This window comes from Paracoccus sp. MKU1 (assembly GCF_001447385.1).
Classification (GTDB): Bacteria; Pseudomonadota; Alphaproteobacteria; order Rhodobacterales; family Rhodobacteraceae; genus Paracoccus.
Window position 1 is genome coordinate 1 of record NZ_LLWQ01000125.1, and the last position, 18,856, is coordinate 18,856.

General features: G+C 70.4%; 11 protein-coding genes and 1 pseudogene. 8 read left to right on the plus strand and 4 right to left on the minus strand.

From position 1 onward, the window contains the following. Nucleotides 1-279 (minus strand): annotated as a pseudogene (locus AQY21_RS08095) (IS110 family transposase); the annotation flags it as partial. Between the two features lie 84 nt (nucleotides 280-363). Between AQY21_RS08095 and AQY21_RS08100 the strand changes: the two are divergent. From AQY21_RS08100 to AQY21_RS08130, 7 genes are all read left to right on the plus strand, one after another. Then, nucleotides 364-1,287: a glucokinase gene (locus AQY21_RS08100; RefSeq protein WP_058097257.1), complete on the plus strand. Its 924-nt coding sequence runs from the start codon at nucleotides 364-366 to the stop codon at nucleotides 1,285-1,287. A gap of 91 nt (nucleotides 1,288-1,378) precedes the next feature. Next, entirely contained in the window at nucleotides 1,379-3,262 is a 1,884-nt protein-coding gene (locus AQY21_RS08105; RefSeq protein ID WP_058097195.1) for an autotransporter assembly complex family protein, read from the plus strand. Then, a complete protein-coding gene (locus AQY21_RS08110; RefSeq protein ID WP_058097196.1) occupies nucleotides 3,262-7,767 on the plus strand; it encodes a translocation/assembly module TamB domain-containing protein in 4,506 nt (1,501 codons plus the stop codon). Before AQY21_RS08105 ends, AQY21_RS08110 begins: the two co-directional genes overlap by 1 nt. A 116-nt stretch (nucleotides 7,768-7,883) precedes the next feature. Then, nucleotides 7,884-8,315 (plus strand): MarR family winged helix-turn-helix transcriptional regulator, encoded by a 432-nt coding sequence (locus AQY21_RS08115; protein ID WP_058097197.1) that lies wholly within the window; start codon nucleotides 7,884-7,886, stop codon nucleotides 8,313-8,315. Continuing rightward, nucleotides 8,312-9,973 carry an MFS transporter gene (locus AQY21_RS08120; RefSeq protein ID WP_058097198.1) on the plus strand — a complete coding sequence of 554 codons (1,662 nt, stop codon included), beginning with the start codon at nucleotides 8,312-8,314 and terminating at the stop codon, nucleotides 9,971-9,973. The genes AQY21_RS08115 and AQY21_RS08120 overlap by 4 nt, the downstream gene beginning before the upstream one ends. After that, complete coding sequence (locus AQY21_RS08125) at nucleotides 9,970-11,052, plus strand: HlyD family secretion protein (protein ID WP_058097199.1); 1,083 nt, start codon at nucleotides 9,970-9,972, stop codon at nucleotides 11,050-11,052. Before AQY21_RS08120 ends, AQY21_RS08125 begins: the two co-directional genes overlap by 4 nt. A 107-nt stretch (nucleotides 11,053-11,159) precedes the next feature. Continuing rightward, complete coding sequence (locus AQY21_RS08130) at nucleotides 11,160-12,038, plus strand: alpha/beta hydrolase (protein ID WP_058097200.1); 879 nt, start codon at nucleotides 11,160-11,162, stop codon at nucleotides 12,036-12,038. 72 nt (nucleotides 12,039-12,110) lie between these two features. Here the strand turns inward: AQY21_RS08130 and AQY21_RS08135 are convergent, their stop codons facing one another. From AQY21_RS08135 to AQY21_RS08145, 3 genes are all read right to left on the minus strand, one after another. Then, nucleotides 12,111-14,780 carry a DNA translocase FtsK gene (locus AQY21_RS08135; RefSeq protein ID WP_058097201.1) on the minus strand — a complete coding sequence of 890 codons (2,670 nt, stop codon included), beginning with the start codon at nucleotides 14,778-14,780 and terminating at the stop codon, nucleotides 12,111-12,113. 3 nt (nucleotides 14,781-14,783) lie between these two features. Further along, entirely contained in the window at nucleotides 14,784-15,977 is a 1,194-nt protein-coding gene (locus tag AQY21_RS08140; RefSeq protein WP_058097202.1) for an aminotransferase class I/II-fold pyridoxal phosphate-dependent enzyme, read from the minus strand. Between the two features lie 128 nt (nucleotides 15,978-16,105). After that, nucleotides 16,106-17,431 (minus strand): amidase, encoded by a 1,326-nt coding sequence (locus tag AQY21_RS08145; protein WP_058097203.1) that lies wholly within the window; start codon nucleotides 17,429-17,431, stop codon nucleotides 16,106-16,108. A gap of 93 nt (nucleotides 17,432-17,524) precedes the next feature. Between AQY21_RS08145 and AQY21_RS08150 the strand changes: the two genes are divergently transcribed. Continuing rightward, nucleotides 17,525-18,784, plus strand: a complete 1,260-nt coding sequence (locus AQY21_RS08150) for an FAD-dependent monooxygenase (protein WP_152988163.1) — start codon at nucleotides 17,525-17,527, stop codon at nucleotides 18,782-18,784. Nucleotides 18,785-18,856: the final 72 nt, after the last annotated feature.

The window sequence follows — 18,856 nt, forward strand, 5'->3', positions numbered from 1 at the left end:
CGCATCGCGGTCATCGTTCTTCTGGGCCTTCACGTAGGGCCGCACATATTCCGGCGACMTCAGCCGAACCTCGTGCCCGAGCGCCGCCAGCGCTCGTCCCATGTGATGCGCGCCGCAGCAGGCCTCCATCGCCATCGTGCAGGGCGACAGTTTCGATGCGAAGGCGATCACGCTGTCACGACGCATCCGACGTCGCAGCACTACCTTCCCGCTGTCATCCAGCCCCACCAGGCTGCAGCTGTTCTTGCCGAGATCAATACCGAGGATCACAATGCTCATGGTTCGCTCCTTCCTCCTTTGAACGCCGACAGCCTACACCAGCGGCGGCGGGAGGGGCGGGCCATCCATAAAGGGGGGATGGGCATGGCGATCCTGTTGGCGGATGTGGGCGGCACCAATGCGCGGATGGCGCTGGCGCGGGACGGTGCCCTTGCACCCGAGACCATCACGCGGTTTCGCGGCGACGACCATGCCACCTTCGACGATGTGGTGGTGAAGTTCCTGGCCCAGCAGGGCAGCCCGCAGATTGAGGCGGTCTGCGTCGCCGTCGCCGGCCCGGTCTGGGGCGACGAGGCGCGGCTGACCAACCGCGACTGGACCTTTTCCGAGGCGCGGCTCTGCGCGCTGTCCGGCGCCCCGCGCGCCCGGCTGATCAACGACCTGATCGCGCTGGGCTATGCCACGCCGGCGCTGGACGGCGAGGCGGCGGGTTTCCTGCGCGCGGCGCCGGAAGGTGCGCTGTCGAACGGCCAGCGGCTGGTGGTGAATGCCGGCACCGGCTTTAACGTCTGCGCGGTCAAGGTGCTGTCCGGTGGCGGCATCGCCTGCCTGGAATCCGAGGAGGGCCATACCCGCCTGCCGCTTTCGGTGGCCGTTCCGCTGGCCGAGGCGCTGGGCGAGCCCGGCCGCGCCATCGATTCGGTCGAGGAGCTTTTCGCCGGCCGCGGTCTTGCCCGGCTGCACGCATTGCGCATGGGCGGCGCCCAGGGCCGGGCGGAAGCCGTGGTCGCGGCCGCCGCCGAAGGCGATGGCGCGGCCGAGGAAACGCTGGCGCTCTATGCGCGGCTGTTCGGGCTGTTCTGCCGCGAACTTGCCTTGCGATTCATGCCGATGGACGGGCTGTTCCTGGCCGGCAGCGTCGCGCGCTCCTGCACCGACCGGTTCGAGATCTTCGAGCGCGCCTTCCTCTCCGACCCGCTGATGGCGCGGATTCCGCAGGCGGTCCCGGTCGGCGTGATCCGCGACGACATGGCCGCGCTGCATGGCTGTCTGGCCGCAATTCGCTGAAAATTGCCTGCAAAGGGCCGGCTGCGCTGGATTTTGTTGACGCGGCCTGCAATGCTTTCGGCAAAACCGCCAGAAGCAGGGCAGTCAGGCAATGAAAAGCTGGATCAAGGCAGGAACGGCTGCCGCATTCGTGCTGGGAACCGGCGCAGGCATGGTCTGGGCGCAGTCCTCGGGCTCGCCTTCCTCCTCGCCCTTTTCCGGCTGGTTCGGCAGGGACAGCAATGACGGCTCTCCCGTCGACCTGGATTTCCAGCTGCATGGCGGCGATGACGGCCTGCTTCCGGCGATCCGGCAGACCTCGCTTCTGGTCAGCGCCCAGGACGAGGGGCGGGTGACCGGGCAGGACATGCTGGCCGCGGCGCGCGGCGATTACGCCCGCATTCTGGGCGTGCTTTACGACCAGGGCTATTACTCGGGCATCATCGACATCACGCTGGACGGGGTCGAGGCGGCCAGCATCGCCCCGCTCGATGCGCCCAGCACGGTGCGCCGGGTGGTGGTCTCGGTCCAGCCCGGGCCGCGCTTCCGCTACAGCCGGGCCGAGATCGCGCCGGTGGCGCCGGGGACCGAACTGCCGCGCGACTATCGCCGGGGCGAGATCGCCCGCACCGGCGACATGAAGAACGCCGCGACCTCGGGCGTCGCGAGCTGGCGCGATGTCGGCCATGCCAAGGCCGAGGTGGCCGAGACCGAGATCATCGCCGATCACGCCACCAACCTGATCGACAGCCGCATCCGCCTGGCGCCGGGCCCCGAACTGCGCTTTGGCCAGCTGACCATCCGCGGCCACCAGCGCATGGACCCGCGCCGGCTGCGCAAGATCGCCGGCTTCCCCGAGGGCGAGCGTTTCGATCCCGAAAAGCTCGAGGACATGCGCAAGCGCCTGCGCCGCTCGGGCGTGTTCTCGGCCATCACCCTGACCGAGGCCGACCAGATCGGCCCCGGCAACACGCTGGACGTGGATCTGCTGGTGACCGAGCAGAAGCTGCGCCGGCTGGGCGCCGGCTTCGAATATTCCAACACCGACGGGTTGTCGCTGACCGGCTATTGGATCAACCGCAACCTGTTCCGCGGCGGCGAGCGGCTGCGCGTCGATGCCAGCATCTCGGATATCGGCGGCGATACCGGGCGCGACTACAGCCTGGGGCTGCGCATCGACCGGCCGGCCACCATCACCGCCGACACCACCGGCTATGTGCTGGCCAAGGTCGAAAGCCTTCAGGAAGAGGATTACGACCTCAAGTCCGGCACCTTCGGCCTGGGCTTCACCTGGATCCCCAGCGACGAGCTGACCGCCGACATCGCCCTGCAATACCGGGCGCTGCGGGTGGACGACGACAGCGGCCGCACCGATTTCCGGCTGTTCGCCCTGCCGGCCCTGGTCACCTGGGACAAGCGCGACGAGCCGACCGACGCCAAGCGCGGCTATTGGCTGTCCGGCGGCATCACCCCCTTTGTCGGCTTGCAGGAGGAAACCGGCTCGGGCGCGCAGGTTCTGGCCGAGGGGCGGGCCTATTACAGCTTCGGTGCCGACGACCGCTTCACGCTGGCCGGCCGGGCGCGGCTGGGCACCGTGGTCGGCCCCGAGATCGAGGAAACCCCGCGCGACTATCTGTTCTGGTCGGGTGGCGGCGGCACGGTGCGCGGCCATTCCTATGAATCGCTTGGCGTCGAGGTGATCCAGGGCCCGGACGGCCCGGTCAAGACCGGCGGCATGTCCATCGTCACCCTGACCGCCGAGACCCGCATCCAGGTCCGCGAGCGCATCGGGCTGGCGCTTTTCGCCGATGCCGGCCGGGTGTGGGAGGACAGCGGCTGGTCCGGCGCCAGCGGCTGGCAGGCCGGCGCCGGGGCGGGCGTGCGCTATCAGACGCCGGTCGGACCCTTGCGCTTCGACATCGCCGCCCCGGTCGGCGGCGGCGATGGCGACGACGGCGGGGTGCAGGTCTATATCGGTCTGGGGCAGGCGTTCTGATGCGTGATCTGGCTTATCGTCTCGTTGTCGCATTTGGCCTGGCGCTGGCCGTCCCCCTGGCCGCGCTGGCGCAGGATACCGCCGCCGAGATCTCGCAGGAGGTCGAGGACGACCGCGGCTTCATCACCCGCTTCCTGGAGGAAAAGCTGTCCGGCGCCGGGCGGCAGGTGGTGATCGAGGGGTTCCGCGGCGCGCTGTCCTCGCGCGCCACCTTCGACCGCATGACCATCGCCGACGACGACGGGGTCTGGATCACGCTGGAAAACGGCGCCATGCAATGGACCCGCTCGGCGCTGCTGGCCCGCCGGGTCGAGATCAACGAGCTTTCGGCCGAGCGCATCATCCTGCCGCGCCTGCCGGGCGGCGGCGACAGCGCACCGCAGGCCGAGGCGCGGGAATTTTCCTTGCCGCAGCTGCCGGTGGGGGTGAACATCGCCCGCATCGCCGTCGGCCGGGTGGAGCTGGGCCAGCCGGTGATCGGGCAGGAGGCGGTGATCTCCATCGATGGCTCGATGAACCTGTCGGGCGGCGAGGGCGAGACCAAGCTGACCATCAACCGCGTGGACGGGCCGCGCGGCGAGTTTGCACTGGATGCGGGCTTTTCCAACGAGACCCGGGTGCTGCGCTTCGATCTCAAGCTGGACGAGGATCGCGACGGGTTGTTCGTGAACGCGGTCAAGCTGCACGACCGCCCCGCGGTCACCGCCGAGATCGCGGGCGAGGGGCCGATGTCGGATTTCACCGCCAATATCCAGCTGGCGACCGACGGCCAGCCGCGCGTGACCGGCACCGTCTCGGTCGATGCGGAAGAACGCGGCGGCGCCCCCGGCACCGCCTTCCGCGCCGAGCTGGGCGGCGACGTGGCCGCCCTGGCCCCGCCGCAGCACCGCGCCTTTTTCGGCAGCCAGTCCCAGCTTCTGGCCGAGGGCTGGCGCGGCCAGGACGGCCGGCTGGTCATCCCCTCGCTGCGCCTGGCGACCGAGGCGCTGCGGCTGGACGGCAGCCTGGCCACCACCAGCCGCGGCGCGCCGGAAAGCGCGCATCTGACGCTGCTGCTGGGCGAGGATGCGGGGGCTGCGCAATTGCCGGTGCGGCTGCCCTGGGCCGACCGGCCGACCACGGTGCGCTCGGGCAGCCTGCGGCTGGATTACGACGCGGCGCAGGGCTCGGGCTGGGTGCTCAAGGGCGTGGTGGGCGACATCGCCCGCGACGACATCTCCCTGTCGGAGCTGCGGATGGACGGGCGCGGGCGCATCGCGTTGACCGCCGAACAGGCGCTGGAGGAAGTGCGCGGCTGGATCGCCTTCGGCATGGACGAGCTGGCCCCGGCCGATCCCGGCCTGGCGCAGGCCCTGGGCGAGACGCTGAACGGCGGGCTCAACTTTGCCTTCGCCCCCGGCAATGCGCTGCGGCTCTGGGGCATGAACATCAACGGCGAGGATTTCGGCTTCAAGGGCGAGGCGACCGTCTCGGGCCTGCGGACCGGGATCACGCTGTCGGGCGACATCACCGCGCAGCACCGCAATGTCGCGCGCTTCTCGACCCTGGCCGGGCGCGAGCTCGGCGGCTCTGCCGATGCCCATATCAAGGGTCGCTACGCGCTGCTGGGCAAGGGTTTCGACGTCGAGGCGCAGGTGCTGGGCAACGACATCCGCATCGGCCAGGACCATGCCGACCGGATGCTGGCCGGCCAGTCGCGCATCGAGCTCAGCGCCCGGCGCGACACCTCGGGCATCAATCTGCGCAAGCTGATGGTGAACGCGCAGAACCTGACCGCCGAGGCGCAGGGCCGGCTGGACAGCTATTCCAGCACCCTGACCGCCACCATCGCCATGCCCGACCTGTCGGTCGCCGACCCGGATTTTTCGGGCAGCGTCCGTACCGAGGCCCGCGTCACCGGCGCCGCCGGGGCGCGCAAGGTCACCCTGACCGGCACGGCGCAGGATCTGGTCACCGGCATCGCCGAGCTTGATGGGGCGCTGAAGGGCGAAACCGATCTGCTGGTCGAGGCCGCAGAATCGCAGGGCAGTTTCGAGGTGCAGACCTTCCGGCTGACCAATCCGCAGCTCGACGCGCAGGGCCGGGGCGATTTCGCCCCGGGGACGATGGATGCGACGCTGAACCTGTCCGTGCCCGACCTTGCGGTGCTGGGGCGCGGCTTCTCGGGCGGGCTGACCGCCGAGGCGACGGCGGTGGAACAGGACGGCGCCCGCCGGATCGAGCTGACCGGGCGCGGCACCGACCTGCGCTTCGGCCAGCAGGACGTGGACGGGGCGCTGACCGGCGTGACCGACCTGCGCCTTTCGGCCGAGCAGCGCGGGGACGAGATCACCGTGCACGATTTCGACCTGACCAACCAGCAGATGCTGGCGACCGCGCAGGGCCGCATCGCGCCCAGCGGCACCGACATGGAGGGCCGGGTCGAGATCCGGTCGCTGGCCAGCTTCGGCCGCGGCTGGCGCGGCGCGCTGAACGCGCGGGGCAGCTTCAAGGACGACGGTTCCGGCGCGCGGCGGCTGGACGTGACCGGCACCGGCACCGACCTGTCCTTTGGCCAGGCGCAGGTCGATGGCGCGCTGGCCGGCGAGACCCGGCTGGCCCTGCACGGGATCGAGCGCGACGGCGTGTTTTCCATCGAGACCGCGACGGTCGAGAATCCACGCCTGAACCTTGGCGCCGAGGGCCGGGTGGGCCCGGGCGCGACCGATCTGACCGCGACCCTGCGCGCCGACGACCTGCGCTTTCTTGGCCGCGGCTTCCGGGGCGCGGTCAGTGCCTCGGGCCATGTCGTGGACCAGCCGGGCGGCGGCCGGCAGATCACCGCCAACGGCTCGGCGCGTGGGCTGGGGGTCGGCAATCCGCAGGCCGATGCCGTGCTGGCGGGCGAGACCAGCTTCGACCTTGCCGCCGTGCAACGGCCGGACGGCAGCCTGACCGTCAGCCGGCTGCGCGCGCAGAATCCGCAGCTTTCCGTCACCGGCGACGGCAGCCCCGCCGAGGGGCTGAACCTCGACGCCCGGCTGAACGATCTGGGCCTGCTGGTGTCGGGCTTCCCCGGTCCGGCGACGGTGGCCGGCCGAATCCACAACACCGGCCGTGCCTATGAGGTGAACCTGACCGCGACCGGGCCTGGCAATACCCAGGCCAGGGTGACCGGCACCGCGGCGACGGACCTGTCCACCGCCGATATCGCGGTCAGCGGCAGCAGCAATGCCGCCGCCGCCAACCCCTTTCTGCGGACCCGCTCGATCGAGGGGCCGCTGAGCTTCGATCTGCGCCTGAACGGCCGGCCGGCGCTGGAATCGCTGTCGGGCCGGGTGGCGCTGACGAATGGCCGGCTGGCCGAGCCGCGCTTCGGCCTGGCCGTCGGCAGCCTGAACGCCAATGCCGATTTCAACGCCGGCCGCATCGCCGTCGATGTGCGCGGCGCGGTCGAGGCCGGCGGCACCATCACCGTCAGCGGCCCGGTCAGCCTGGTCGGTGACCGGCAGATGAACCTGGACGTGCGGCTGTCCAACGTGGTGCTGCGCGACCCCAACCTCTACGAGACGCTGGTGAACGGCGCGATCAATGTCGCGGGCACGGTGGGGCAGGGGCCGCTGGTCTCGGGCCGCATCGATGTCGGCCATACCGAGCTGCGTATCCCCTCGACCGGGCTGGGCGGCGCCAAGGCGATCCCGGACATCATCCACCGCTCCGAACGCCCGCCGCAACGCCAGACCCGCGCCAAGGCCGGGCTGCTGGAATATCCCAGCGAGGCCTCGCGCCAGGCCGGTATGGCCGCGCCCCCGGCGACGCCGCCGGCCAATCCGGCGCGCTTCGACCTGCTGATCTCGGCCCCCTCCCAGGTCTTCATCCGCGGCCGCGGCGTCGATGCCGAACTGGGCGGCGAGTTGCGCCTGACCGGCAATGCCCGCCAGCCCATCCCCATCGGCCAGCTGGAACTGATCCGCGGCCGGGTCGATCTGCTGGGCAAGCGGTTCGACATGACCGAGGGGCTGATCGAGTTGCAGGGCAGCCTGATTCCGGTGATCCGGCTGGTGGCCGAGACGGTTCAGGACGACATCACCACCCGCATCATCATCGACGGCGAGGCGCGGGACCCCGAGATCACCTTCGAATCCTCGCCCGACATGCCGCAGGAGGAGGTGCTGTCGCAGCTGCTGTTCGGGCGCGGGCTGGATAATATCAGCGCGCTTCAGGCCGCGCAGCTGGCCAGCGCCGTGGCGACGCTCGCCGGGCGTGGCGGCGAAGGCATTGTCGGGCGGCTGCGGGCCTCGACCGGGCTGGACGATCTGGACCTGGCGACGGACGATGACGGCAATGTCTCGGTCCGGGCCGGAAAATACCTGTCCGAGAACCTCTATACCGATGTGCAGGTCGGCGCCGACGGCAAGACCAAGCTGAACCTGAACCTGGACGTCTCCGAGACGCTGACCGCGCGCGGCTCGGTGGACAGCGAGGGCGAAAGCACCATCGGCCTGTTCTACGAACGCGACTACTGACCCCGGCCCCGCAGGCCGCAGCCGCCGACCCCGCCCGCAGCCGCGCGGCGGGGTCTTGCATAACTGCGGCGAGCTCATTAGCTTGCTAATGAATTTTGCGGACAGTGGGAATCTCCATGCCAGACCGTCCCTTCACGATTGTGGAATCGCTGATCGAACTGACGCGCACGTTGCGGGCTGCCTTTGAGCAGCGCGTCGAACAATACGGGCTGACCTTTGCCCGCGCCCGGCTGCTGACCACCATCGGCCGCCATGAGGGCGCAAGCCAGGCCCAGCTGGCCGCGATCCTGGGCATCGAGACGCCCACGCTGAAACGCCTGCTGGATGCGCTGGAGAATCAGGGCCTGGCCGAGCGCCGCCCAATCCCCGAGGATGCCCGCAAGCACGCGGTCTATCTGACCGAACTCGCCCGGATCGAGCCCCTGCTGGGGTTTCGCGCCGAGGTCGATGCCACACTGGCCGAAGGCATTGCGCCCGAGGATCTGGCGGTCACGCGCCGGACGCTGACGCAGATGGCGCAGAACGCGGAAAGGCTGAGGCAGGCATGAGCCAAACCCAGGCCGCTCCGGCGGCGCCTGCGCCTGCTGCACCGGCCGCGGCGGCGCCGCCCTTCGTGCCGATGTCCTGGCCGGCCACGCTGGGCTATATCGGCGCCTCGGTCGTCATCGGCCTGACGCAGGGTCTGGCGCAGGGTTTCGTCAGCACCAACATCCCGCAGATCGCCGGCGATCTGGGCGCCACCACCACGCAGGCCAGCTGGCTGATGGCGGCCTTCATGATCCCGCGCGCCTCGATGCCGCTGTTGCTGATCAAGATCCGCACCCAGTTCGGCCTGCGCCGCTTTGCCGAGGTGGCGATCCTGATCTATCTGGCGGTTTCGCTGGCGGCCTTGGCCATCTCGGACCTGCGCTCGGCGGTGGCGGTGCAGTTCGTCGCCGGCATGGCCTCGGCGCCGCTCTCCACGCTGGCCTTCATGTATATGCTCGAGCCGCTGCCGCCGGCCTGGAAGATGCGGCTGGGCCTGCCCATGGTGCTGGCCATGGTCGCGACCGGGCCGATGCTGGCGCGGGTGATCTCGCCGGCGCTGATGGGCGATCACGGCTGGGACGGGCTGCATTACATGGCGCTGGGGCTGGCGGCGGTTTCGCTGGCGCTGGTCTATGCCCTGCCGCTGACCTCGGCGCCGCGGGTCAAGGTGATCGCCGCCATGGACCTGGTCAGCTGGCTGCTGATCGCCACCGGATTCGGCGGGCTGACGGTCGGCTTCATCATGGGCTCGATCCATTGGTGGACCGACGTGGCCTGGCTGGGCTGGGTGCTGGCGCTGTCCATCGTGGCGCTGACCCTGGCCGTGGTGATCGAGCTGCACCGCAAGGCGCCGCTGCTGGACATCCGCTGGCTGGCCAGCCCCGCCATGCTGCACCTGACGGCGACGCTGCTGATCTTTCGGCTGGTGCTGTCCGAGCAAAGCGCGGGCGCGCCGCGCATGTTCCAGGTGCTGGGCGTGACGCAGGACCAGCTGGTGCCGCTGTTCGCGATGATCTCGGTGGCCTCGGTGCTGGGCGGGCTGGCGCTGATCCCCTTCATGAAGCCCGAGCGGGTGCCGCTGTTCCACGTCATCGCGCTGGCGCTGATCGCTGCCGGAGCCTTCATGGACAGCCATGCCACCATCGACACCCGGCCGGCGCAGATGATGCTGAGCCAGGCGCTGATCGCCTTTGCCGGCTCGTTCTTCCTGGCGCCGGCGATGATGCGCGGGCTGCTTTCGGCCCTGGCGCGCGGGCCGAACTACATCCTGTCCTTCGTCATCGTTTTCCTGTCCACGCAATCCTTGGGCGGGGCCATGGGGTCGGGCCTGTTCTCGACCCTCATCAACCACCGCCAGGCCCTGCATCTGCAAGTGCTGCGTGAGGATCTGACGGCCGCCGATCCGCAAACCGCGGCCGAGATCGCGCAGCGCAGCATGGCGCTGGCGCCGCAGATCGCCGATGCCGCGCAGCGAAGCGCGCAGGCGGTGGCGCAGATCGCGCAGGATGCCAGCGCGCAGGCTTATGTCATGGCCTATAACGATGCCTATTTCCTGACCTTCCTGGTGGCGTCGGCAGCGCTTTGCGCGTTGCTCCTGCACCTGTTCCGCGACTGGCTGATGGCGCGCTTCTGGCCGCTGCCCGCCGGCGCCCAAACCCGTTCCGAGCCCGAGACATGACCAAGAACCACCTGATCCCGACGCTGATCGCCCTGGCGGCCGGCCTGGCCGGCCTGTTGATCGTGCTTTACGCCTGGCACCTGCCGCCGTTTCGCCCGGCCCATCCGCAGACCGAGAATGCCTATATCCGCGGCCAGCTGACCACCATCGCACCGCAGCTTTCGGGCTATGTCGCGGCGGTCGAGGTGCAGGACTTCCAGCCGGTCGCCGGCGGCCAGGTCATCGCCCGGCTCGACGACCGGCAATATCGCCAGAAGCTCGCGCAGGCCCAGGCCATGCTGGAAGGCGCCGAGGCGGCGCTGAAGATCCAGGAACAGAGCGTGCATTCCGCCCAGGCCAGCCTGCAATCGGCCGAGGCGGCGCTGTCGGCGGCGCAGGCGGCGCGGGACACCGCGGCCTCGACCTGGGACCGGGCGCAGGCCCTGCAATCGCGCGGCGTGACGGCGCAAAGCTCGGCCGACCAGAGCGAGCTGGCGCTGCGCCAGACCGAGGCCGCCGTCACCCAGGCCGAAAGCGCCATTGCCGTGGCGCGCGAGAACGTCGCCGGCGCCCAGGTCGGGCTGGCCGCCAAGCGCGCCGAGATCGCCTCGGCCCGCGCGGCGGTCGAACTGGCGCGGATCGACCTGGACAACACGGTGATCCGCGCGCCCTCGGATGGGCGGCTGGGTCAGGTCGGGGTGCGGCTGGGCCAGTATGTGACCGCCGGCACCGCGCTGGTCAGCCATGTCGGCCCCGAGGTCTGGGTCATCGCCAATTTCCGCGAGACCGAGCTGCACGGCATGCGCGTCGGCGACCGCGCCACATTCACCGTGGACGCCATGCGGCACCGCGCCTTTACCGGCCGGGTCGAGGCCTTCTCGCCGGCCACGGCGTCCGAGTTCAGCCTGCTGGCCGCGTCCAACGCCACCGGCAATTTCACCAAGGTCGCGCAGCGCCTGCCGGTGCGCATCGCGATCGACCCGGGGCAGGAGATGGCGGATTATCTGGAGCCGGGCCTGTCGGTGGTGGTCACGGTGGACGAGGACTCGGCCACCGGCCGCTCGGCCCAGGCCCGGCCGATCATGGGGCATGAGGGATAGAGACGGCCCGACGGGAAGCGGCCTTGCGCCTGCGCGGCTTGCCCGCTACCCGTTGCGGGCAAGGGCGAGCCCGCATCCGCCAGCCCGCCGATGGACCGGAGGCGACGATGCACATTCCCCTTTCCCGACGCAACCTCCTTGCGGCGTCGCTGATCGCCATGGCCGGCGGCATGGCGCGGGCGCAGGAACGCCGGCCGCGCGGGCTGGAGCCGGCCGAGCGGATCGACCATCCCCGCGCCAGCCATTTTGACCTTGGCCCGGCCAAGGCGCCCTGGCGCATCTTTCTGGGCCAGCCCTCGGTGGCGGCGCCGCGGGGCGGCTATTCCGCGATCCTGGCGCTGGACGGCAACGCGACCTTTCCGATCCTGTGGCATCTGCGCCAGGAACTGGCCCCCGAGGCGCCCGTGGCGCTGGTCGGCATCGGCTATCCGGTCGAGACCCGCTTCGATCCTGCCCGCCGCTGGTTCGACCTGACCTCGCCCGGCAAGCAGCCGGTGCCGGCGCAAGAGGGGCTGCGCGGTCCAGGCGATCGTCCGACCGGCGGGCAGGACGCCTTGCTGGACATGATCGCGGCGCAGCTTCTGCCCGAACTGTCCCGGCGCCTACCCCTGGACACGGGCAACCTAACGCTGTTCGGCCATTCGCTGGGCGGGCTTTTCGTGCTGAACGCGCTGTTCAGCCGGCCGCGCCTGTTCGCCCGCTATGCCGCCGCCGATCCCTCGACCTGGTGGAACGCCGGCGAGCCCCTGCGCGAGGCCCGTGCCTTTCGCGGCGGCATCATGGCGGCGGGCGGGCGGCTGGAGCCGGCGGTGCCGCTGCTGATCGCCAATTCGGGGGCGGCAGTGCCGCCGATCCTGGCCCAGCTGTCGGGCATTCCGGGGCTCGACCTGGTCTACCGCCCGCATCCTGCGGAAAACCACGGCTCGCTTATCGGTCCGGCCGCGCGCCAGGCGCTGGCGCTGCATCTGGGCAGGCTGGCCGGCTAGGCCGCAGCAGGGCGCGCAACGAGAAAGGCCGGGCGCAGCGGCCCGGCCCTTGATCCCGATGTGCGGCCCGCCTCAGACCTCCGGCACCAGAACCTCGCGCTTGCCGACATGGTTGGCCGGGGTGACGACGCCCTGTTCCTCCATCTGCTCGACCAGCCGCGCGGCCTTGTTGTAGCCGATGGCCAGCTTGCGCTGGATATAGGAGGTCGAGCATTTGCGGTCCTTGGCGACGATGGCGACGGCCATGTCGTAAAGCTCGGCATCCCCGCCTTCGCCGCTCGAAAGCCCCAGCACCTGGTCGATGCTGTCGGCGCGTTCCTCGTCCGGGCCCTCGACCACGCCGGACATGTAGCTGGGCGGGCCGAAGCTTTTCAGGTGGTTCACCACCTCCTCGACCTCCTCGTCGCTGACGAAGGGCCCGTGGACGCGGGTGATGCGCGAGCCGCCGGCCATGTAGAGCATGTCGCCCTGGCCCAGCAATTGCTCGGCGCCCTGCTCGCCCAGGATGGTGCGGCTGTCGATCTTGGAGGTGACCTGGAAGCTGATCCGGGTCGGGAAGTTGGCCTTGATCGTGCCGGTGATGACATCGACCGAGGGGCGCTGCGTCGCCATGATCAGGTGGATGCCCGAGGCCCGCGCCATCTGCGCAAGGCGCTGGATGCAGGCCTCGATCTCCTTGCCGGCAACCATCATCAGGTCGGCCATCTCGTCCACGATGACGACGATATAGGGGAAGGTCTCGGGCTGGAACTCCTCGGTCTCGAAGACCGGCTCGCCGGTGTCCTCGTCGAAGCCGGTCTGCACGGTGCGCTTGAACAGCTCGCCCTTGTCCAGCGCCTCGCGCACGCGGCCGTTATAGCCCTCGATGTTGCGCACGCCCATCTTGGACATCTTGCGATAGCGTTCCTCCATCTCGCCCACGACCCATTTCAGGGCGACCACGGCCTTCTTGGGATCGGTGACGACGGGGGAAAGCAGATGCGGGATGCCGTCATAGACCGACAGTTCCAGCATCTTGGGGTCGATCATGATGAGCCGGCATTCCTCGGGCGTCAGCTTGTAGAGCAGCGACAGGATCATGGTGTTGATCGCCACCGACTTGCCCGAGCCGGTGGTCCCGGCGATCAAGAGGTGCGGCATCTTGGCCAGGTTCGCCACCACCGGCCCGCCGCCGATATCCTTGCCAAGCGCCAGCGGCAGCGGCTGGGTGCCGTCGCCATAGGCCTTGGAGGCCAGGATCTCGCGCAGCACCACCTTCTCGCGCCGGGCATTGGGCAGCTCGATGCCGATCACCGAGCGGCCGGGCACGGTCGAGACGCGCGCCGACAGCGCCGACATGCTGCGCGCGATGTCGTCGGCCAGGCCGATCACCCGGCTGGCCTTCAGCCCCGGCGCCGGCTCCAGCTCGTAAAGCGTGACCACCGGGCCGGGGCGGACCTCGGTGATCTGGCCCTTGACGCCATAATCGTCCAGCACCGCCTCGAGCATGCGAGCGTTTTCCATCAGCGCCTCTTGCGAGAGCTGGTGGCGCTCGACGGTGGTCGGCGCGGTCAGCAGCGACAGCGGCGGATGCTCGTAATGGCTGGCCGATTCGTCGAAGCGCAACGCCGGCTGTGCCTCGGATTGCGCCTGCCGCGACGGGGCGGGCTTCTTCGGCGGCACTACGACGCGCGGCGTTTCGGCGCCGAAGGGCGCGGCGCTGACGGGTTCGGCGAAATCCTCGTCCTCCTCCTCCTCGGCGCTCAGCGGCGGCTCGGCGCGGACGGGTGCGGCGCGGGCGCCGGTCAGCCGCGCGGTTACTGCCGACAGCAGGCCCTTACCCTCGGAACGGGTGCGGATGGCATCGCTGATGCGGGCGCTGATCGCGGCGTTCGAGGGCGGCTCGTCCTCCTCGGCATAATGCGTCTCGGGGTCGATCAGCTCGGGCTGGGGCGCGAAATCGCGATCCTCGGCCAGCGGTGCCGGGGCGGGGCGCAGGCCCGGCAGGGCGCTGCGCGGCGCCTGGGGCAGGGCGGTGCTGCCGGCGCGGCCGGCGCGCTCGCGCCGGGCCTCGGCGCGGGTCCTGATCCCGCGCGCCGCGCCCGAGGACAGCCGCGCCCCGCGATCCGCCGCATGCAGCGCCAGGAGGCGGGCGGTCGCCAGCCCCTCGGCCAGGAAGGTGCGGATGACGGTCAGCTCCTTGCGGTCGAAGCCCAGCACGAAGGCCAGGAAGGCCACGGCGCCGATGGCGGTCAAGAGCGCCAGCAGCTTGATCGCGATGGACGCCTTCATCGGCATGGCCGACAGCATGCCGCCCATCAGCATGTCGCCCAGATGCCCGCCCAGGCCGAAGCTTTGCGTCCAGTCGGCCGGCGGCGCCATCGATGTGGCATAGATCGACACCAGCACCATGGCGATGGGCAGGAAGATGCCGCGCATTAGCCGCTCTTCGCCCCGGTGCAGCATCAGCCGCAGACCCCAGACCGTCGCGCCGACCACCAGCACCCAGGTGCCGTAGCCGGTGATCATGAACAGCGCCGAGGCGACATAGGCGCCGAAGCGGCCCAGATAGTTCTGCGCCGGCTGGTCGGTCGCCGACATGAAGCTGGGGTCGTCGGGGGAATAGCTGACCAGCATCATCGCGATCAGCACGCCCAGGATGACCAGGCCCGCGCCCAGCAACTCCTTGCCGCGCCGTTCCAACGCCGCCTGCGTGCTTTGGTCGAACAGTGGATCGCGGTGTTTCGCCTGCCAGCTCGCCATGCGTCAACCCCCTTGATACAAACAGTTTTTCAGGCGGTTCAGCGCCGCCTCGGTCTGGTCCGCCGGGGCGACCAGCGCCACGCGGATGAAATTCCGGCCGGGATTGCCGGCCTGGCTGTCGCGGGCCAGATAGGCGCCGGGCAGCACCTGGATGCCGGCCTCGGCCCAAAGCTTCCTGGCCGCCGCCTCGCCCTCGCCGACGCTTTCGGGCACCGGCAGCCACAGGAAGAAGCCGCCCTGCACAGGCTGATAGCCCGGCACATTGCCCAGCACCCGGTCGGCGATGGCGTATTTCTGCTGATAGAGCGCCCGGCTGGCCTCGACATGGCCCTCGTCGCCCCAGGCCATGGCGCTGACGCGCTGCACCGGCAGCGGCAGGGGCGCGCCGGCATAGCTGCGCAGCCGCCGCATCTGGGCGATCTGCTCGACCCCGCCCGCCGCGAAGCCCGAGCGCAGCCCCGGCAGGTTCGAGCGTTTCGACAGCGAGTTGAACATCACCACCCGGTCGGCCAGCCCCATGCGCGTCGCCACCGCCAAGGCGCCGGGCGGCGGCGCGTCGCGCCAGATCTCGGAATAGCATTCGTCGGAGAACACCAGGAAATCGTGCCGGTCGGCCAGCGCGATCAGCTCCTCGAGATAATCCTCGGACGCGATGCTGCCCTGCGGATTGGCGGGCGAGCACAGATAGGCCACAGTGGCACGGTCGAGCACCGCGGCCGGCAGATCGGCAAAGCGCGGCAGGTGGCCGGTTTCCGGAGTGGCGGGTACGAAGACGGGCTCGGCGCCGACGGCGGCGGCGGCCACGGCATAGACCTGATAGAACGGGTTCGGCACCAGGATTGCGGGCTTCTGGCCGTTCTTGCACTCGGGCGCCAGCGCCAGGGCAGCGTTGAACAGCCCCTCGCGCGTGCCGTTCAGCGCCATGATGCGCTCGGGCGCGACATCCAGCCCGTGCCGGCGCTGGAGCCAGCCCGAGATCGCGGCCAGCAGTTCGGCCGTGCCCTCGTTCGCGGGATATTTGCCGAAATCGGCGATGCTTTCGGCCATGACCGGCCCGACGAAATCCGGCAACGCATGGCGCGGCTCGCCAATGGTCAGGATCAGGGGATCGCCCCCGGGCTCGATGCCCGAGAGCAGTTTCCGCAGGCGCGGAAACGCGTAATCCGGCAGGTTCGAGAACCGCTCGGGAATTGCCATGACTGCCTCTCAGTCGGGGTCGTCGCGCCCCGTTTCGTCGCAAGATTACCGGCAATCCCCCGATGCGTCCAGAGTTTCACGGGCAGATTGCGCCCGCGAGGCCCGGATTTGCCCGGAAAATCCGCGGGTCAGCGCAGGGCGACCTCGGCCGCGGCGGCTGCCGCCAGCAGGGCGCGGTCGCCGCCCGCGCGGCCCATCAGCATGATGCCGCAGGCCGGATGGCCGGTCGGCAGGCTGATCGCCGGCAGGCCCAGCAGGTTGGCGATGCGGGTGTTGCGCAAGGTCAGCAGGTTCTCGCGCGCAAAGAACTCCTCCTCGGCCAGCAGCCGGTCCACCGGCGGCGGCAGGATCGGCGCCGTGGGCAGGATCACCGCATCGAAGCCGGCGACCAGCCGCGCCCAGTCGGCGCGCAGCCTTGCGATCTCCTCCCAGGCGGCGACGTAATCGGCCGCCAGCACGAATTGGCCGCCGCGAAAGCGTTCCAGGATCGGCGGATACATCAGCTCGGGCGCCGCCTCGATCTGCTCGCGCCAGATGCCATAGGCCTCGGGGGCGAACAGCAGCGGCGCCAGAACCATGGCCTCGGCCACGCAGGGCGGCGCGGCATGGGTGATGCGGGCGCCGGCGCGGGCCAGGCGGTTCACCGCATCCTCGAAACCGGCGACGGGTTCCTGGCGGGCCTCGTCGAAGGGCAGGCCGTCCAGCACCATCAGCCGCAGCCCGCGCGGGTTGGCATCGGTCAGGTCGGGCGCGGTCTCGCCGCGCAGCACGGCGAAAAGCTCGGCGCAATCCTCGACCGTGCGGGCGATGGGGCCCGCCACGTCGAAGCGGCGGCACAGCGGCACGATGCCCTCGGCGCTGACGGCGCCCTGCGTGGGCTTGAAGCCGACAAGCCCGTTCCAGGCCGCCGGCACCCGCAGCGAGCCCCCGGTATCCGAGCCGATGGCCGCCGCCGCCAGCCCCAGCGCCACCGAGACCGCCGCGCCCGAGCTTGATCCGCCCGGCGCCAGTTCCTGGTCAATGCTGTTCGGCGGCGTCGCCGTCCTGGGGTTCACGCCCAGACCGGAAAAGGCCAGCTCGGTCAAATGCGTCTTGCCCAGGCAGACCAGCCCGTCCAGCGTCGCGCCGGCCAGGATCGCGGCATCGCGCGTCGGGACGCGGCCTTCCAGCAGGCGCGAGCCCGCCTCGGTCGCGGTGCCGGCGCTGTCGATATTGTCCTTCCAGCTGATCGCCACCCCGTCCAGCAGGCCGTGGCGCAGCCCGGCGCGGGCGCGGTCATGGGCGGCGATGGCCTCGGCCCGGGCGCGTTCGGGGGTCAGGCGGGCATAGATGCGGTCGCCATAGGGATGGCGGGCCGCGGCGTCCAGATAGGCCTCGACCTGCTCGACCGGGCTGATGAGCCCGGCCAGGATCGCCCGTCCCTGTTCCGCCGCCGATGCCTTGAGCCAATCCATGCCTTCTCCCCGACCAGCATCCAAATACCAGATAATGCACAGGCTATCCCGGCCCGGGCGGGCCCGCAATGCGCTTGGTGGCGGCCGTGACGCATGGACATTGCCCGGCCGAAGGTCATATTGCGTCCCATGAGGACCGATTTCGACATCCTGATCGCGGGCGGCGGGTTGAACGGCCCGGCCCTGGCCCTGGCGCTGGCCGATGCGGGCCTGTCGGTGGCGGTGGCCGACGCCCGCCCCGCCGATGCCCGCGCCGGCGAGGCTTTCGACGGCCGCGCCTATGCGCTGGCGCTGGCCTCGCAACGGCTGCTGGCCGCGCTGGGGCTGTGGCGCGAACTGGCTCCGAACGCGCAGGAGATCCGCAAGGTCGCGGCGACGCAGGGCGTGGCGGGCGAGGGGGCCGGCCCCTTCGGCCTGCATTTCGACGGCGCCGAGATCGAGGAGGGCCGTCTCGGCTACATGCTTGAGGACCGGTTCCTTTATCGTGCGCTTCTGGCGGCGATGCAGGGGCGGGTCACGCATCTGCCGGGCCTGTCCGTCATCGGGCAGGAGCCGGATGGCCCCGCGATCCGCGCCACCCTGTCGGATGGGCGCAGCATCGGCGCCCGGCTGCTGGTCGGCGCCGACGGGCGGCAGTCGGGCGTGGCGGCGCGGGCCGGGATCCGGCGCATCGGCCACGACTACGGCCAGATCGCGCTGGTCGCGGCGGTCGATCACGAATTGCCGCATCACGGCACCGCGCATCAGTATTTCATGCCCACCGGGCCGCTGGCGATCCTGCCGCTGCCGGGCAATCGCAGCTCGATCGTCTGGTCCGAGGCCGAGGCCAGCGCCCGCGCCATCATGGATCTGCCGGATGCGGAGTTCCTGGCCGTCCTGCGCCCGCGCTTCGGCGATTTCCTGGGCGAGATCCGGCTGGCCGGCCCCCGATTCTCCTATCCGCTGAACCTGACGCTGGCCGAGCGCTACGTCGCCCCGCGCCTGGCGCTGGTCGGCGATGCGGCGCATGGCGTGCATCCCATCGCCGGGCAGGGGCTGAACCTGGGCCTGCGCGACGTGGCGGCGCTGGCCGAGGTGCTGGTCGCCGCCCGCCGCCGCGGCGAGGATATCGGCGCCGACGCGGTGCTGGCCCGCTATCAGGACTGGCGGCGGCCGGACGCGACGGCGCTGGCGCTTGGCATGGACGGGGTGAACGCGCTGTTTTCCAACGCCAATCCGCTGCTGCGCGCCGCGCGCGAGATCGGCATGGGCCTGGTCGATGCCATCCCGCCCCTGCGGCGCGGCTTCATGCGGCAGGCGGCGGGGCTGAGCCTGGAGCCGATGCCGCGCCTGCTGACCGGCCGGCGGCTCTAGGGAACACTCACGCCGCCGTCAGCGTTGGCCCTGCGCGCATCCAGCGAACGTGATGTGCAAGTCACTGAAGGA